This is a genomic window from Pseudomonas sp. App30, assembly GCF_047947025.1.
Taxonomy (GTDB): domain Bacteria; phylum Pseudomonadota; class Gammaproteobacteria; order Pseudomonadales; family Pseudomonadaceae; genus Aquipseudomonas.
This window is the reverse complement of the sequence record NZ_CP133165.1, coordinates 5,173,773-5,189,211: the sequence shown is the minus strand read 5'-3', so window position 1 is coordinate 5,189,211 and position 15,439 is coordinate 5,173,773. Positions and strand designations below refer to the sequence as shown.

The window sequence follows — 15,439 nt, the reverse complement described above, 5'->3', positions numbered from 1 at the left end:
TTTTACGAGGTATCGGGCCGCCGTTCCGTGATCCGGAAGGCGGCCCACCTGAAAATCTCAAAACCGTCACCAGCGGTTCGCTGGCATAAAGCTTCGCATCCGGGCCCGGCCCTGTGCGCGAGCGGGAAAATGACTCCACCAGTGAAATGCGTATCAGGTTTTTAGGAGCGCGCGGTAATGCCTGACATCTATCACTTCTTCCAGCAGCTGGTTAACGGCATGACCGTTGGCAGCACGTATGCCCTCATCGCCATCGGCTACACGATGGTCTACGGCATCATTGGAATGATCAACTTCGCCCACGGCGAGGTCTACATGATCGGCTCGTACGTGGCGTTCATCGCCATTGCCGGCCTGGCCATGCTGGGCCTGGACAACGTGCCATTGCTGATGACCGCGGCGTTCTGCGCCAGCATCGTCGTCACCAGTGCCTATGGCTACAGCATCGAACGCATTGCCTACCGCCCCCTGCGCGGCAGCAACCGTCTGATCCCGCTGATCTCGGCCATCGGCATGTCGCTGTTCCTGCAGAACACGGTTCTGCTCTCGCAAGACTCCAAGGACAAATCGATACCCAACCTGATCCCGGGCAACATCAGCTTCGGGCCAGGGGGGGCACAGGAAGTGCTGGTCTCGTACATGCAGATCGTGGTGTTCGTGGTGACCCTGGTCGCCATGCTCGGACTGACCCTGTTCATCTCCCGTTCCCGCCTGGGCCGCGCCTGCCGCGCCTGCGCCGAGGACATGAAGATGGCCAACCTGCTGGGCATCAACACCAACAACATCATCGCCCTGACCTTCGTCATCGGCGCGGCCCTGGCGGCCATCGCCGCGGTGCTGTTGAGCATGCAATACGGGGTGATCAACCCCAACGCCGGTTTCCTGGTGGGCCTGAAGGCCTTCACCGCGGCCGTGCTGGGCGGTATCGGCAGCATTCCGGGCGCCATGCTCGGCGGGCTGGTATTGGGTGTGGCCGAAGCCTTTGGCGCCGACGTGTTCGGCGACCAGTACAAGGACGTGGTGGCGTTCGGCCTTTTGGTTCTGGTGCTGTTGTTCCGGCCGACCGGCATTCTGGGCCGCCCGGAGGTTGAAAAAGTATGAACAAGACTCTTAACTCGGCGTTCTTCAGCGCCCTGCTGGTGTGGGCCGTGGCCTACCCGGTGCTGGGGCTGAAGCTGTCCATCGACGGCATCAAGCTGATCGTCGAAGGTGCCAGCACCACCACCCTGCTGATCATCGCCGCCTGCTCGGTGCTGATGTTCCTGCGGGTGCTGTTCAACGCGCAGATCAGCGCCGCCTGGCGCGCTTCGCCAAAAGTGCCGTCGATGCCAGCCGGTGCCAGCGACTTCCTGACCCAGCCCAAGACCCAGCGCTGGATCCTGCTGGGCCTGATCGTGGTGGCCTTCATCTGGCCGTTCTACGGTTCGCGCGGCGCGGTCGACCTGGCCACCCTGGTGCTGATCTACGTGATGCTGGGCCTGGGCCTGAACATCGTGGTGGGCCTTGCCGGCCTGCTGGACCTGGGCTACGTGGGTTTCTACGCGGTGGGTGCCTACACCTACGCCATGCTGTCGCACTACTATGGCTTCAGCTTCTGGGTGTGCCTGCCGCTGGCGGGCCTGGCGGCGGCCGTGTTCGGCTTCCTGCTGGGCTTCCCGGTGCTGCGCCTGCGCGGCGACTACCTGGCCATCGTGACCCTGGGCTTCGGTGAAATCATCCGCCTGTTCCTGCGCAACCTGACCGACCTCACCGGCGGCCCCAACGGCATCAGCAACATTCCCAAGCCGACCCTGTTCGGCCTGTCGTTCGACCGCACGGCCGCTGAAGGCGCGCAGACGTTCTACGACTACTTCGGCCTCGCCTACAACCCGGTGGGCAAGGTGATCTTCCTGTACCTGGTGGCACTGATGCTGGCCCTGGCCGCGCTGTTCATCATCAACCGCCTGCTGCGCATGCCCATCGGCCGTGCCTGGGAAGCGCTGCGCGAAGACGAGATCGCCTGCCGCGCGCTGGGCCTGAACCCCACCATCATCAAGCTCTCGGCCTTCACCCTGGGCGCCTGCTTCGCCGGTTTCGCCGGCAGCTTCTTTGCCGCGCGCCAAGGCCTGGTGACCCCCGAGTCGTTCACCTTCATCGAGTCGGCCATGATCCTGGCCATCGTGGTGCTGGGCGGCATGGGCTCGCAGCTGGGCGTGATCCTGGCGGCGATCGTGGTGATCCTGTTGCCGGAAGTGACGCGCGAGTTCGCTGACTACCGCATGTTGATGTTCGGCGCCATGATGGTGCTGATGATGATCTGGCGTCCCCAAGGACTGTTGCCGATGCAGCGCCCCCACATGGAGCTGCGAAAATGACGCAGAACATTCTTGAAGTAAGTGGCCTGAGCATGCGTTTCGGCGGCCTGCTGGCCGTGAACGGCGTGGGCCTGAGCGTGAAGGAAAAGCAGGTGGTGGCCTTGATCGGCCCCAACGGCGCCGGCAAGACCACCGTGTTCAACTGCCTGACCGGCTTCTACACGCCCACCGGCGGCACCATCCTGCTGGACGGCGCGCCCATCCAGGGCATGCCCGGCCACCAGATCGCCCGCAAGGGCGTGGTGCGGACGTTCCAGAACGTGCGGCTGTTCAAGGACATGACCGCCGTGGAAAACCTGCTGATCGCCCAGCACCGGCACCTGAACACCAACTTCCTCTCGGGCCTGTTCAAGACCCCCGCGTTCCGCCGCAGCGAGCGCGAGGCCATGGAGTACGCCGAGTTCTGGCTGGAGAAGGTCAACCTCAAGGAATTCGCCAACCGCCCCGCCGGCACCCTCGCCTACGGCCAGCAACGGCGCCTGGAGATCGCCCGCTGCATGATGACGCGCCCGCGCATCCTCATGCTCGACGAGCCGGCCGCCGGCCTCAACCCGCGCGAGACCGACGACCTCAAGGCGCTGATCGCCACCCTGCGCCAGGAGCACAACGCCACGGTGCTGCTGATCGAGCACGACATGAAGCTGGTCATGAGCATTTCCGACCACATCGTGGTGATCAACCAGGGCACGCCCCTGGCCGACGGCACGCCGGAGCAGATCCGCGACAATCCTGAAGTGATCAAAGCCTACCTGGGGGAAGCGTAAATGCTGCTGTTCGAAAACGTTTCCACGTTCTACGGCAAGATCCAGGCGCTGCACAGCGTCAACGTCGAGGTAAAGCAGGGTGAGATCGTCACCCTGATCGGCGCCAACGGCGCCGGCAAGTCGACCCTGCTGATGACCCTGTGCGGCTCGCCCCGCGCCCACTCCGGCAGCATCCGCTACCTGGGCGAGGAACTGGTGGGCCAGGAGTCCTCGGACATCATGCGCAAGAGCATTGCCGTGGTGCCCGAGGGCCGCCGGGTGTTCGCCCGCCTGACCGTGGAGGAGAACCTGGCCATGGGCGGTTTCTTCACCGACAAGGGCGACTACCAGGCGCAGATGGACAAGGTGCTGGAGCTGTTCCCGCGGCTCAAGGAGCGCTTCAACCAGCGCGGCGGCACCATGTCGGGCGGCGAGCAGCAGATGCTGGCCATCGGCCGGGCGCTGATGAGCAAGCCCAAGCTGCTGCTGCTCGACGAGCCGTCGCTGGGGTTGGCGCCGATCATCATCCAGCAGATCTTCGACATCATCGAACAGCTGCGCAAGGATGGCGTGACGGTGTTCCTGGTGGAGCAGAATGCCAACCAGGCGCTGAAGATCGCCGACCGTGCCTACGTGCTGGAGAACGGCCGGGTGGTGATGCAGGGCACGGGTGAAGCCCTGCTGACCGACCCGAAGGTACGCGAGGCGTACCTGGGCGGTTAACCGCCCTTTTTGACCACAGACCTGTGGGAGCTGGCTTGCCAGCGAGCTGTTGAGGCCCTGAAAAGCTCGCTGGCAAGCCAGCTCCCACAAAGACAGCGGTGCTACGGGCTTCTGGTTACATCTCGACCTGGGTTCCCAGTTCGATCACGCGGTTCACCGGCAGCTTGAAGAAACGCAGGTTGCCGTTGGCGTTCTTCAACATGAACGCGAACAACCCCTCGCGCCAACGCGCCATGCCCACCAGCTTGGACGGGATCACCGTCTCGCGGCTGAGGAAGTAGGTGGTGCGCATCGGGCTGAAGTCCAGGTCTTCCAGGTGGCACAGCTTCAGCGCGCCCGGCACGTCCGGTTCGTCCATGAAGCCGTAATGCAGGATCACCCGGAAGAAGCCTTCACCGTAGGATTCCACCTCGAAACGGCGGTTGGCCGGCACCCGCGGGTCATCTTCGTTGACCACCGTCAGCAACACTACCTGCTCGTGCAGCACCTGGTTGTGCAGCATGTTGTGCAACAGCGCATGGGGCACGGCGTCGGAGCGCGCGGTGAGGAACACTGCGGTGCCCTGCACGCGGTGCGGCGGCTGCACGCGAATGCTGCTGATGAAGATCGGCAACGGCAGCGCGCCTTCGTCGATGCGGTCCACCAGCAGCTGCTTGCCGCGCTTCCAGGTGGTCATCAAGATGAACAGCGCGCTACCGGCCAGCACCGGGAAGGCACCGCCCTGGACGATTTTCGGCACGTTGGCGGCGAAGAACATGCCGTCCACCAGCAGGCAGATGCTCATTACCGGCACCGCGAAGAACGGCGGCCACTTCCACATCAGCAGCATCACCGCCGACACCAGCAGCGTGGTCATCAGCATGGTGCCGGTCACGGCCACGCCGTAGGCCGAAGCCAGCGCACCGGACGACTCGAAGCCCAGCACCAGCAGGATCACCCCGCACATCAGCGTCCAGTTCACTGCGCCAATGTAGATCTGGCCCTGCTCGTCGCTGGAAGTGTGCTGGATGTGCATGCGTGGGATGTAGCCCAGTTGGATAGCCTGCTGGGTCAGCGAGAACGCACCGGAAATCACCGCCTGGGAAGCGATGACCGTGGCCACGGTGGACAGGCCGATCAGCGGCAGCAGCGCCCAGTTCGGCGCCAGCAGGTAGAACGGGTTGCGCGCCGCCTCGGGGTCGGCAAGGATCAGCGCGCCCTGGCCGAAGTAGTTCAGCACCAGCGCCGGCAGCACCAGGATGAACCAGGCGCGGGCGATCGGCTTGCGGCCGAAGTGGCCCATGTCGGCGTACAGCGCCTCGGCACCGGTCAGCGCCAGCACCACGGCGCCCAGCACCGCTACCGAAATACCGAAATGACTGATGAAGAAGCGCACCCCCCACATGGGGTTGATGGCCTCCAGCACCTCGGGCTGCTGGGAGATGCCGTAGATGCCGAGCACGCCCAGCACCAGGAACCAGGTCACCATCACCGGCCCGAACAGCTTGCCGATGCGCGCGGTGCCGTGGCGCTGGATCAGGAACAGCCCCACCAGCACGATCAGCGCCAGCGGCACGACCCAGTGGCTGATGCCATCGAACGCCAGTTCCAGGCCCTCCACCGCCGACAGTACCGAGACCGCCGGGGTGATCATGCTGTCGCCGTAGAACAACGCCGCGCCGATCAACCCGCACACCACCAGCATGGCGCTCAAGCGTGGGTAACCGGCGGAGGCGCGCCGTGCCAGGGCAGTCAGGGCCATGATGCCGCCCTCGCCCTGGTTGTCGGCACGCAGCACGAACAGCATGTACTTGATGGACACGACCCAGATCAACGACCAGAAGATCAGCGACAGAATGCCCAAAACGCCATCATGGTTGCTGGGAATACCATAGCCACCGGAGAACACCTCCTTGAGGGTATACAACGGGCTGGTACCGATATCGCCGTAGACTACCCCGACGGCGGCCACCAGCATCGCGAGCGGCTTTGCCGCCGAATGACCGGCTTGCGCCTGACTACTTGCCTGAACCATCAACCACTCCTACAACCTTGGACTTTGGGTGTTTCAAAATACTTCGAGACTCAACGCGGCGAAGCATAGCGCAGCACTCGTCGTATTTCCCTGCATAAAGCTGGTCAAGTGGCTTTCTCGTCGCTAGAATTGCGCACTTTTTGATCAGAGGCGCGTAAAGTGCCCGTCAGGGTTGCCTATGGCAGCTCTAATTAACACCGAGGTTAGTCATGTCCACCACTCCCGCGCCGTCCGCCCCCAAGGTTGGCTTCGTCTCCCTGGGCTGCCCAAAAGCCCTGGTCGACTCCGAACGCATCCTGACCCAGCTGCGCATGGAAGGTTATGAAGTTGTACCGACCTACCAGGACGCCGACGTCGTGGTCGTCAACACCTGTGGCTTCATCGACAGCGCCAAGGCCGAGTCCCTGGAAGTGATCGGCGAAGCCCTGGCCGAAAACGGCAAGGTCATCGTCACCGGCTGCATGGGCGTTGAAGAAGGCGCCATCCGCAACGTGCACCCCAGCGTGCTGTCGGTCACCGGCCCGCAGCAGTACGAGCAGGTGGTGAACGCGGTCCACGAAGTGGTGCCACCGCGCCAGGACCACAACCCGCTGATCGACCTGGTGCCGCCGCAAGGCATCAAGCTGACCCCGCGCCACTACGCCTACCTGAAGATTTCCGAAGGCTGCAACCACAGCTGCAGCTTCTGCATCATCCCGTCCATGCGCGGCAAGCTGGTCAGCCGCCCGGTGGGTGACGTGCTGAGCGAGGCCGAGCGCCTGGTCAAGGCCGGCGTCAAGGAACTGCTGGTGATTTCCCAGGACACCAGCGCCTACGGCGTCGACGTGAAGTACAAGACCGACTTCTGGAACGGCCGTCCGGTGAAGACGCGCATGCTGGAGCTGTGCGAGGCACTGAGCAGCCTGGGCGTGTGGGTGCGCCTGCACTACGTGTACCCGTACCCGAACGTCGACGACGTGATCCCGCTGATGGCCGCCGGCAAGCTGCTGCCTTACCTGGACATCCCGTTCCAGCACGCCAGCCCCAAAGTGCTGAAGCTGATGAAGCGCCCGGCCTTCGAAGACAAGACCCTGGCGCGCATCAAGAAATGGCGCGAGCAGTGCCCGGACCTGATCATCCGCTCCACCTTCATCGTCGGCTTCCCTGGCGAGACCGAGGAAGACTTCCAGTACCTGCTGGACTGGCTGACCGAAGCGCAGCTGGACCGCGTTGGCTGCTTCCAGTACTCGCCGGTCGAAGGTGCCCCGGCCAACGACCTCGACGCCGAGATCGTGCCTGACGACGTCAAGCAGGACCGCTGGGACCGCTTCATGGCCCACCAGCAGGCCATCAGCGCCGCGCGCCTGCAGATGAAGATCGGCAAGGACATCGAAGTGCTGATCGACGAAGTGGACGAACAGGGCGCCGTAGGCCGCTGCTTCTTCGACGCGCCGGAAATCGACGGCAGCGTGTTCATCGAAGGCGCCGAAGGCCTGAGCCCGGGCGACAAGGTCATGTGCCGCGTGGTGGATGCCGACGAGTACGACCTGTGGGCCGAGCGCATCTAAGCGCCCTGCCCCCCTGAAAAAACCTGCCCCAGCGGCAGGTTTTTTTATGCTTTATTTAATGCCAGCAACCTGTAGCCGCTGCCGCCAGGCTGCGCTGGCCCTGAGCCACACTGAAGATCTCCAGCGCACTCAAGGCCCAGCGCAGCCTGGCGGCAGCGGCTACAGTAAAGGTTCAAGGAGAGACCGACATGGGCAAACATCTGCTGGTGCATACCCCCAAGGCCAACGACTACGCCGAGCTGACCCGGGTCTGGGAAGCCTCGGTGCGCGCCACGCATCACTTCCTGCCGGACAGCTACATCACCCTGCTGGGCGAACTGGTGTACAAGCACTACCTGGACGCGGTGATGCTGATCTGCTGCCGCGACGAACGCCAGCGCATCACCGGTTTCGCCGGGGTGGCAGCGGGCAAGGTGGAGATGCTGTTCATCCACCCCGACCACCGCGGCCAGGGCATCGGCAAGCGCCTGCTGCACTTTGCCATCGACCACCTCAACGCCGACCAGCTGGACGTCAACGAACAGAACGAGCAAGCGTTCGGTTTCTACATGAAGCAAGGCTTCGAAGTGGTGGGCCGCTCCGAGGTCGACGGCATGGGCCAACCCTACCCGTTGCTGCACCTGCGCCGGGTGCAGCGACAATCTGCGCGGGCTTAACCGGGCCGGGGCGAGTACACTAGCGGCCTTCTCTTGCTACGGCTCTTGTCATGTCTGATCCCATTCGCCTCTCCAAACGCCTCATCGAACTGGTCGGGTGCTCCCGCCGCGAGGCCGAACTGTTTATCGAAGGGGGCTGGGTGACGGTAGACGGCGAAGTCGTCGACGAGCCGCAGTTCAAGGTGGCCGACCAGGTCGTGGCCTTGAGCGCCGACGCCAAGGCCGAACAGCCCGAGCCGGTGACCCTGCTGCTGCACCAGGAAGCCGGCCAGTCCCTGGACGACGCCCAGGCCAGCCTCGGCGCCGCCAGCCTGTCGGCCGACCACAGCTTCAGCAAGCGCCCGCTCAAGGGCCACTTCCTGCGCCTGACCTGCGGCGCCGAGCTGCAGCCCAACGCCAGCGGCCTGCAGGTCTTCACCCAGGACTGGAAAATCCTGCGCAAGCTGACCGCCGACGCGGCCAAGATCGAGCAGGAATACGTGGTGGAGGTCAGCGGGCAGATGTCCGAGCACGGCCTCAACCGCCTCACCCACGGCGCCACCTACAAGGGCAAGCCGCTGCCGGCCGTGAAAGCCAGCTGGCAGAACGAGACCCGCCTGCGCATCGCCATGAAGAACCCGCAGCCGGGCATCATCGCCCAGCTGTGCGCCAGCGTCGGCCTCACCGTGGTGGGCATGCGCCGCATCCGCGTGGGCGGCGTGTCGCTGGGCAAGGTGCCCGCGGGGCAATGGCGCTACCTGGCCGGCAACGAAAAGTTCTGATTCTTCTTTTTTCGCAACACTCGGGATTCACACCATGATTCACAATGACGTACTGCGCAGCGTGCGCTACATGCTCGACATCAGCGACGCGAAAGTGGTCGACATCATCAAGCTGTCCGGCATGGACGTGGCCAAGGCCGATGTCATCAGCTACCTGAAGAAGGACGAGGAAGAGGGCTTCGTGCACTGCCCCGACCTGGTCATGGCCCATTTCCTCGACGGCCTGGTGTTCTTCAAGCGCGGTAAGGACGACAGCCGCCCGGCCCAGCCGATCGAGACGCCGGTGACCAACAACATCATCCTGAAGAAACTTCGCGTGGCTTTCGAACTCAAAGAGGACGACATGCACGCCGTGCTCAAGGCCGCCGATTTCCCGGTGTCCAAGCCTGAACTGAGCGCGCTGTTCCGCAAGGTCGGCCATAACAACTACCGCCCGTGCGGTGACCAGCTGCTGCGTAACTTCCTCAAGGGCCTGACCCTGAAAGTGCGCGGCTGAGTCATCAACCCCTCTATTGATTGTCGCTGTGGGAGCTGGCTTGCCAGCGAGTTGTTGGGCCTCAAAAGCTCGCTGGCAAGCCAGCTCCCACATTTCCAGGAGTTCGACATGTTCACGCGTCTATTGCTTATCGCTGCAGTGGCGTTTCCGTTGCTTGCGTCTGCCGGCCAGGCCCCCTGGTACAAATGGCAGAGCATCACCCAGAACGGCGCCATGGTCTGCTCGCAAACCAACCCCGGTGCTGGCTGGCAGCGCATGTCCGGCCCCTACGACAACGCCGGTTGCCGTTGAACCCTGCCCATGACCTATAGCGTTTCGCCGATTGGCTTCGTCCGTTCGTGCTTCAAGGAAAAATTCGCCATCCCCCGCCAGCCGCAATTGGCACCCGCCGCCCGGGGGGTGCTGGAGCTGGTCGCGCCGTTTGACCAGGGCGAGGCAGTGCAGGGCCTGGAACAGGTGAGCCACGTGTGGCTGCTGTTCCTGTTCCACCAGGCCCTGGAAGACAAGCCACGCCTGAAGGTACGGCCGCCGCGCCTGGGCGGCAACAAGTCCATGGGCGTGTTCGCCACCCGCGCCACCCACCGGCCCAACGGCATCGGCCAGTCGGTGGTGCGCCTGGACAAGGTGGAGGCCGGCAAGCTGTGGTTGTCGGGCATCGATCTGCTGGACGGCACCCCGGTGCTGGACATCAAGCCCTACGTGCCCTACGCCGACAGCCTGCCCCACGCCCGCAACGACATGGCTGGCGAAGCGCCAGCCGCGATTGCCGTGACCTGGGCGGATAGTGCCCTGCTTCAGGCGCACGCGCACGCCACGCGCCTTGCAGAGCCCCTGGTGGCGCTGATCGAGCAATGCCTGGCCCAGGACCCGCGCCCGGCGTACCAGGTGCCGGCGCCCGAACGTGAATATGGGGTGCGGTTCTGGGACGTGGAGGTGCGCTGGCACTATCCGGCGCTGGACACCATCCGAGTTCTGGAAGTGGTAACCGCGTAGCCGCTGCCGCCAGGCTGCGCTGGCCTTGATGGCCGCTGGAGATCTTCGGTGAGGCACAGGGCCAGCGCAGCCTGCGGCAGCGGCTACGGGTACATGGCGCGTTGAAATGACGGGCATAAAAAAACCGCCCCTCGGGGAGGTTTTTTATTGAGCGAGGGCTTACTTCTCGACGAAGGCGCGCTCGATCAGGTAGTCACCCGGCTCGCGCATGCGCGGCGATACGGTCAGGCCGAAGCTATTCAACACTTCGCTGGTCTCGTCGAGCATGCTCGGGCTGCCGCACAGCATGGCGCGGTCGTCCTGCGGGTTGATCGGCGGCAGGCCGATGTCGCGGAACAGCTTGCCGCTGCGCATCAGGTCGGTCAGGCGGCCTTCGTTCTCGAACGGCTCGCGCGTCACGGTTGGGTAGTAGATCAGCTTCTCGCGCAGGGCTTCGCCGAAGAACTCGTTCTGTGGCAGGTGCTCGGTGATGAACTCGCGGTAGGCGACTTCGTTCACGTAGCGCACGCCGTGGCACAGGATGACCTTGTCGAAACGCTCGTAGGTTTCCGGGTCCTGGATCACGCTCATGAACGGCGCCAGGCCAGTGCCGGTGCTCAGCAGGTACAGGTGCTTGCCGGGCTTGAGGTCATCGAGTACCAGCGTGCCGGTGGGCTTCTTGCTGATGATGATCTCGTCGCCTTCCTTCAGATGTTGCAGCTGGGAAGTCAGCGGGCCGTCCGGCACCTTGATGCTGAAGAATTCCAGATGCTCTTCCCAGTTCGGGCTGGCGATGGAGTACGCGCGCATCAGCGGGCGGCCGTTGGGCTGCTGCAGGCCGATCATCACGAACTGACCGTTCTCGAAGCGCAGGCCCGGGTCGCGGGTGCACTTGAAGCTGAACAGGGTGTCATTCCAGTGATGGACACTGAGTACACGTTCGTGGTTCATGTTGCTCATGTACGGGGGCTCCTCAGAAAACGCGTGCGCCGAACGAGAGCGCGATTGCGCGATATTCTAACGGCAGCGACAATATCTGTTAATTGAATTATCAAGATATGGGTTATCGGTTATATAGATATGCGATTTACTCTACGCCAGCTCCAGGTTTTCGTCGCTGTGGCCCAGCAGGAAAGTGTTTCCCGCGCCGCCAGCCTGCTGGCGTTGTCGCAATCGGCCGCCAGCACCTCCATCACCGAACTGGAGCGCCAGTCCAGCTGCCAGCTGTTCGACCGCGCCGGCAAGCGCCTGAGCCTCAACGCCCTGGGCCATCAGCTGCTGCCCCAGGCGGTGGCCCTGCTCGACCAGGCCAAGGAAATCGAAGACCTGCTCAACGGCAAGTCCGGCTTCGGCTCCCTGGCCGTGGGCGCCACCCTGACCATCGGCAACTACCTGGCCACCCTGTTGATCGGCAGCTTCATGCAGGTGCATCCGGAAAGCCAGGTGAAGCTGCACGTGCAGAACACCGCCAACATCGTGCACCAGGTGGCGCACTATGAAATTGACCTGGGGCTGATCGAAGGCGACTGCAACCACCCGGATATCGAAGTGCAGCCCTGGGTGGCCGACGAACTGGTGGTGTTCTGCGCCCCGCGCCACCCGCTGGCGGCGGTGGGCAAGGCAACCCTGGACGAGCTGACCCGCGAGGCGTGGATTCTGCGCGAACAAGGCTCAGGCACGCGCCTGACCTTCGACCAGGCCATGCGCCATCACCGCTCCATGCTCAACGTGCGCCTGGAGCTGGAACACACCGAGGCCATCAAGCGCGCGGTGGAGTCGGGGCTGGGCATCGGCTGCATCTCGCGCCTGGCCCTGCGCGACGCGTTTCGCCGGGGCAGCCTGGTGCCGGTGGAAACCCCGGACCTGGACCTGACCCGGGAATTCTTCTTCATCTGGCACAAGCAGAAATACCAGACCCAGGCCATGCGCGAGTTCCTCGAACTGTGCCGGGCCTTCACCGCCGGGGTGGCGCGCAGCGACGAGATCGTGCTGCCGGCCATCCCCTGAGCAGCGCCGGGTCAGAGCAGGATCACGCCCCACACCAGGGCGATCATGCACAACACCACGAATTGCGCGGCGCTGCCCATGTCCTTGGCGTTCTTGGACAGCGGGTGGCGGTCCAGGGAAATGCGGTCGATAGCGGCCTCGACGGCCGAGTTGAACAGCTCCACGATCAGCGCCAGCAGGCACACGGCGATCAGCACGGCCCGCTCCACGCGGCTCACGTGCAGCAGGAAGGCCAGCGGAATCAGCACCACGTTGAGCAGCACCAGCTGGCGGAAGGCGGCTTCGCCGACGAAAGCGGCGCGCAGGCCGTCCAGGGAATAGCCGGTGGCGTTGAAGATGCGTTTCAGGCCGGTCTGGCCTTTATATGGAGACATGAAGGGTCAACTGTTACAAAGAAAAAGGGAAGCTAATGCAGCATTTGTCAAAAAAGTGTGAAGGCAAAGTGCCTTACGACGACGAAATTGACTCAAGTTGTTGCAGCAGCAGCGCGGCCTGGGTGCGGGTGCGTACCCCCAGTTTACGGAAGATTGCCGTGACGTGGGCCTTGATGGTGGCCTCCGACACGCTCAGTTCATAAGCGATCTGCTTGTTCAGCAAGCCCTCGCAGACCATGGTCAGCACGCGGAACTGCTGCGGCGTCAGGCTGGCAAGGCCTTCGCTGGCGGCCTTGGCCTCGGCCGAGACGCTGACCGCCTCGAACGCCTGGGGCGGCCACCAGACGTCGCCATCCAGCACGTTGCGCACCGCTTCCTGGATCACTTCCAGGGGGCTGGACTTGGGGATGAAGCCGCTGGCGCCGAATTCGCGCGCGCGCACCACCACCGCCGCCTCTTCCTGGGCGGACACCATCACCACCGGCACCTGCGGGTATTGCCCGCGCAGCAGCACCAGGCCCGAGAAGCCATAGGCCCCCGGCATGTTCAAATCCAGCAGCACCAGGTCCCAGTCGGCCTTGGCGGTGAGCTGCGCTTCCAGCTCCGCAATGCTTGCCACTTCCACCAGGCGGGTGTCAGGCCCCAGCCCCAGGGTCACGGCCTGGCGCAAGGCGCCACGAAAAAGGGGGTGGTCATCGGCTATCAGGATGTCGTATGTGGCCATCGATCTAATGATCCTGTTCTGTGCAGGCACGCAAGGAGTCGGTGCCTGCCGAGGCGACTCGAGCTTTATTTTAACGCCAACTCACGGTCAGGGTTGGCGATTGCGGCAGTTCAGGCGCCCGGGTCGGCGCCAAGGATGCCGACGCCTGACAGGGTGGTCAAGTTCGGTGGTTTGCGGCTAAAGTCGCAGCCCGTTTTTCGCCACCCTTCACAACAAGAGAATACCCATGCGTCGCCAAGCCTTGCGTGCTGACCTGCTGATGTTATTGACCGCCATGATCTGGGGCAGCGGCTTCGTCGCCCAGACCGCCGGCATGCAGCACATCGGGCCCTTCCTTTATTCCGGGCTGCGCTTCGCCCTGGGTTCGCTGTGCCTGCTGCCCCTGGTGCTGGGCCGCGGCAACCCCAGCCAACCGCCGCGCGAACCGTTCATGACCCGTGGCCTGTGGCTGGGCGGCGTGCTGATGGGCCTGGCGCTGGCGCTGGGCATCAACCTGCAGCAGGTGGGCCTGCTGTTCACCAGCGTCACCAACTCCGGCTTCATCACCGGCCTCTACGTCATTGTAGTGCCTGTGCTGGGCATGCTGATGGGCCACAAGACCGGCATGGGCACCTGGCTGGGCGCGGGCCTGGCGGTGCTGGGAATGTTCCTGCTGAGCGTGGGTGACAACTTCCACGTGTCGTCCGGCGACTGGCTGCAGCTGGCCGGCGCCTTCGTGTGGGGCGGCCACGTGGTGCTGGTGGGCGTGTTCGCCAGCCGGCATGACCCGATTCGCCTGGCGTTCCTGCAATTTGCCACCTGCTCGGTGGTGAGCCTGGTGCTGGCGCTGGTGATGGAGCCGATCGCCCTGGACGCGATCATCGCCGCCGGCCCGGCCTTGCTGTACGGCGGCATCGTCGCCGTGGGCATCGGCTACACCCTGCAGGTGGTGGCGCAGAAGGACGCCATCGCTTCCCACGCGGCGATCATCCTGTCGTTGGAAGCGGTGTTCGCCGCCATCGCCGGGGCGTGGCTGCTGGGTGAGTCGCTGCAGATGCGCGGCTACCTGGGCTGCGGGCTGATGCTGGCGGGGATGTTGATTGCGCAGCTGTGGCCGCAAAAGCACTCTACCCCCGTAGCCGCTGCCGCAGGCTGCGCTGGCCCCGAGCCACGCTGAAGATTTACAGCGTACCGTCAGGCCAGCGCAGCCTGGCGGCAGCGGCTACGCAGAATGCATCGTTTCAGGAAACCAGGGCCTGCAGGCGAACATGGACCTCGTCCTGTTCGTCCAGCGGCAACTGGAACTTGGCCGCCAGGTAGTGACCGGTGAACACGTCCAGCCAGGCGTCGAGCACACTGGCCGCCTGCTGGTCGCCGGCCAGTTCCAGGCACAGCGCCGCCACTTCCGCAGTGCAGAAATGATCGTCGCGCTTGGAGCGCCGCAGCTTGTAGCGTGACAGCTGGTCGCTGGCCAGGCTCAGCACCGGGAAACGTTCCAGGTACGGGCTCTTGCGGAACATCTTGCGGGCTTCGGTCCAGGTTGCGTCCAGCAGGATAAACAGCGGGCGCTTGCCTGGGGTGGCGGCCACCTGTGTCACCACCCGCTCCGGGGCCACGAACTCGCCTGGGAAGACGATATAGGGCTGCCACTGCGGATCGTCCAGCAGCGCCAGCAGCTGTTCGTCCACGTCGGTACGCGACCAGGTGAAGGCCTGGGTATCAGGCAGGATATCGGCGATCAGCCAGCCGGTGTTCGACGGCTTCAGCGGCTCGACGTCGTGCATCAGCAGGCACACCGCGCCATGGGCCTCGACCGTCGGGCGGAATTTGCACAGGCAGTAATCGAAGATTACCCGGCAGCCTGGGCAACGCGGCGCGCGCGAACCACGGGCGGTGAACGGCTGGAGGCAACGGGCCAGGCGTTCGGAACGCAGGCGGGAAACGGCGTGGGACATGGGGCTACAGCACTCGCGGGCAACGACTGGCAACGGTCGCCAGCCTGAACGAGCGTGAGTTTATCAGAGCTTTGACTGCCGGACCGTCGGGTTTGCCCCTATAATCGGCGGCTTTATGAACGCACAGTCCGGTT

17 protein-coding genes are annotated in these 15,439 nt (G+C 64.1%); 12 read left to right on the top strand and 5 right to left on the bottom strand.

What is annotated here, in order from left to right; all coding sequences use genetic code 11:
• The first annotated feature begins 177 nt into the window (after positions 1-177).
• Genes livH through RAM80_RS23960 form a run of 4 tightly spaced genes read left to right on the top strand, consistent with a single transcriptional unit; the run spans position 178 to position 3,820 of the window.
• Positions 178-1,101 carry a high-affinity branched-chain amino acid ABC transporter permease LivH gene (gene livH / locus RAM80_RS23975; RefSeq protein WP_416422893.1) on the top strand — a complete coding sequence of 308 codons (924 nt, stop codon included), beginning with the start codon at positions 178-180 and terminating at the stop codon, positions 1,099-1,101.
• On the top strand, positions 1,098-2,354 hold the full coding sequence (locus tag RAM80_RS23970) for a high-affinity branched-chain amino acid ABC transporter permease LivM (protein ID WP_416422892.1): 1,257 nt from the start codon (positions 1,098-1,100) through the stop codon (positions 2,352-2,354). The genes livH and RAM80_RS23970 overlap by 4 nt, the downstream gene beginning before the upstream one ends.
• Entirely contained in the window at positions 2,351-3,118 is a 768-nt protein-coding gene (livG, locus tag RAM80_RS23965) for a high-affinity branched-chain amino acid ABC transporter ATP-binding protein LivG (RefSeq protein WP_416422891.1), read from the top strand. The genes RAM80_RS23970 and livG overlap by 4 nt, the downstream gene beginning before the upstream one ends.
• On the top strand, positions 3,119-3,820 hold the full coding sequence (locus RAM80_RS23960) for an ABC transporter ATP-binding protein (protein WP_416422890.1): 702 nt from the start codon (positions 3,119-3,121) through the stop codon (positions 3,818-3,820).
• 115 nt (positions 3,821-3,935) lie between these two features.
• On the opposite strand, the gene RAM80_RS23955 is transcribed toward RAM80_RS23960, so the two are convergent.
• Positions 3,936-5,777 (bottom strand): potassium transporter Kup, encoded by a 1,842-nt coding sequence (locus RAM80_RS23955; protein WP_416427549.1) that lies wholly within the window; start codon positions 5,775-5,777, stop codon positions 3,936-3,938.
• A gap of 266 nt (positions 5,778-6,043) precedes the next feature.
• On the opposite strand from RAM80_RS23955, the gene rimO reads away from it, so the two are divergent.
• The 6 genes from rimO (at position 6,044) to tsaA (ending at position 10,287) form a co-directional block, all read left to right on the top strand.
• Positions 6,044-7,381, top strand: coding sequence for a 30S ribosomal protein S12 methylthiotransferase RimO (rimO, locus tag RAM80_RS23950; RefSeq protein WP_416422889.1), 1,338 nt, complete (start codon positions 6,044-6,046; stop codon positions 7,379-7,381).
• A 188-nt stretch (positions 7,382-7,569) separates the two neighbouring features.
• Positions 7,570-8,037 carry a GNAT family N-acetyltransferase gene (locus RAM80_RS23945; protein WP_416422888.1) on the top strand — a complete coding sequence of 156 codons (468 nt, stop codon included), beginning with the start codon at positions 7,570-7,572 and terminating at the stop codon, positions 8,035-8,037.
• Positions 8,038-8,087: 50 nt separating this feature from the next.
• On the top strand, positions 8,088-8,798 hold the full coding sequence (locus RAM80_RS23940; protein ID WP_416422887.1) for an rRNA pseudouridine synthase: 711 nt from the start codon (positions 8,088-8,090) through the stop codon (positions 8,796-8,798).
• Positions 8,799-8,832: 34 nt separating this feature from the next.
• Positions 8,833-9,294 (top strand): DUF1456 family protein, encoded by a 462-nt coding sequence (locus RAM80_RS23935; RefSeq protein WP_416422886.1) that lies wholly within the window; start codon positions 8,833-8,835, stop codon positions 9,292-9,294.
• A gap of 108 nt (positions 9,295-9,402) precedes the next feature.
• Positions 9,403-9,585, top strand: coding sequence for a hypothetical protein (locus tag RAM80_RS23930; protein ID WP_416422885.1), 183 nt, complete (start codon positions 9,403-9,405; stop codon positions 9,583-9,585).
• A 9-nt stretch (positions 9,586-9,594) separates the two neighbouring features.
• On the top strand, positions 9,595-10,287 hold the full coding sequence (tsaA, locus tag RAM80_RS23925; protein WP_416422884.1) for a tRNA (N6-threonylcarbamoyladenosine(37)-N6)-methyltransferase TrmO: 693 nt from the start codon (positions 9,595-9,597) through the stop codon (positions 10,285-10,287).
• Between the two features lie 159 nt (positions 10,288-10,446).
• Here the strand turns inward: tsaA and fpr are convergent, their stop codons facing one another.
• A complete protein-coding gene (fpr, locus tag RAM80_RS23920) occupies positions 10,447-11,226 on the bottom strand; it encodes a ferredoxin-NADP reductase (RefSeq protein ID WP_416422883.1) in 780 nt (259 codons plus the stop codon).
• Positions 11,227-11,346: 120 nt separating this feature from the next.
• Between fpr and RAM80_RS23915 the strand changes: the two genes are divergently transcribed.
• Positions 11,347-12,273 carry a LysR family transcriptional regulator gene (locus RAM80_RS23915; RefSeq protein WP_416422882.1) on the top strand — a complete coding sequence of 309 codons (927 nt, stop codon included), beginning with the start codon at positions 11,347-11,349 and terminating at the stop codon, positions 12,271-12,273.
• An 11-nt stretch (positions 12,274-12,284) separates the two neighbouring features.
• Here RAM80_RS23915 and RAM80_RS23910 read toward each other — a convergent pair whose 3' ends face one another.
• Together RAM80_RS23910 and erdR are read right to left on the bottom strand one after the other, a co-directional pair.
• Positions 12,285-12,647: a diacylglycerol kinase gene (locus tag RAM80_RS23910; RefSeq protein ID WP_416422881.1), complete on the bottom strand. Its 363-nt coding sequence runs from the start codon at positions 12,645-12,647 to the stop codon at positions 12,285-12,287.
• A 73-nt stretch (positions 12,648-12,720) separates the two neighbouring features.
• On the bottom strand, positions 12,721-13,371 hold the full coding sequence (gene erdR / locus RAM80_RS23905) for a response regulator transcription factor ErdR (RefSeq protein ID WP_416422880.1): 651 nt from the start codon (positions 13,369-13,371) through the stop codon (positions 12,721-12,723).
• Positions 13,372-13,597: 226 nt separating this feature from the next.
• On the opposite strand from erdR, the gene RAM80_RS23900 reads away from it, so the two are divergent.
• A complete protein-coding gene (locus tag RAM80_RS23900; RefSeq protein WP_416422879.1) occupies positions 13,598-14,527 on the top strand; it encodes a DMT family transporter in 930 nt (309 codons plus the stop codon).
• A gap of 64 nt (positions 14,528-14,591) precedes the next feature.
• Here RAM80_RS23900 and RAM80_RS23895 read toward each other — a convergent pair whose 3' ends face one another.
• Positions 14,592-15,305 (bottom strand): tRNA-uridine aminocarboxypropyltransferase, encoded by a 714-nt coding sequence (locus RAM80_RS23895; protein ID WP_416422878.1) that lies wholly within the window; start codon positions 15,303-15,305, stop codon positions 14,592-14,594.
• Positions 15,306-15,439: the final 134 nt, after the last annotated feature.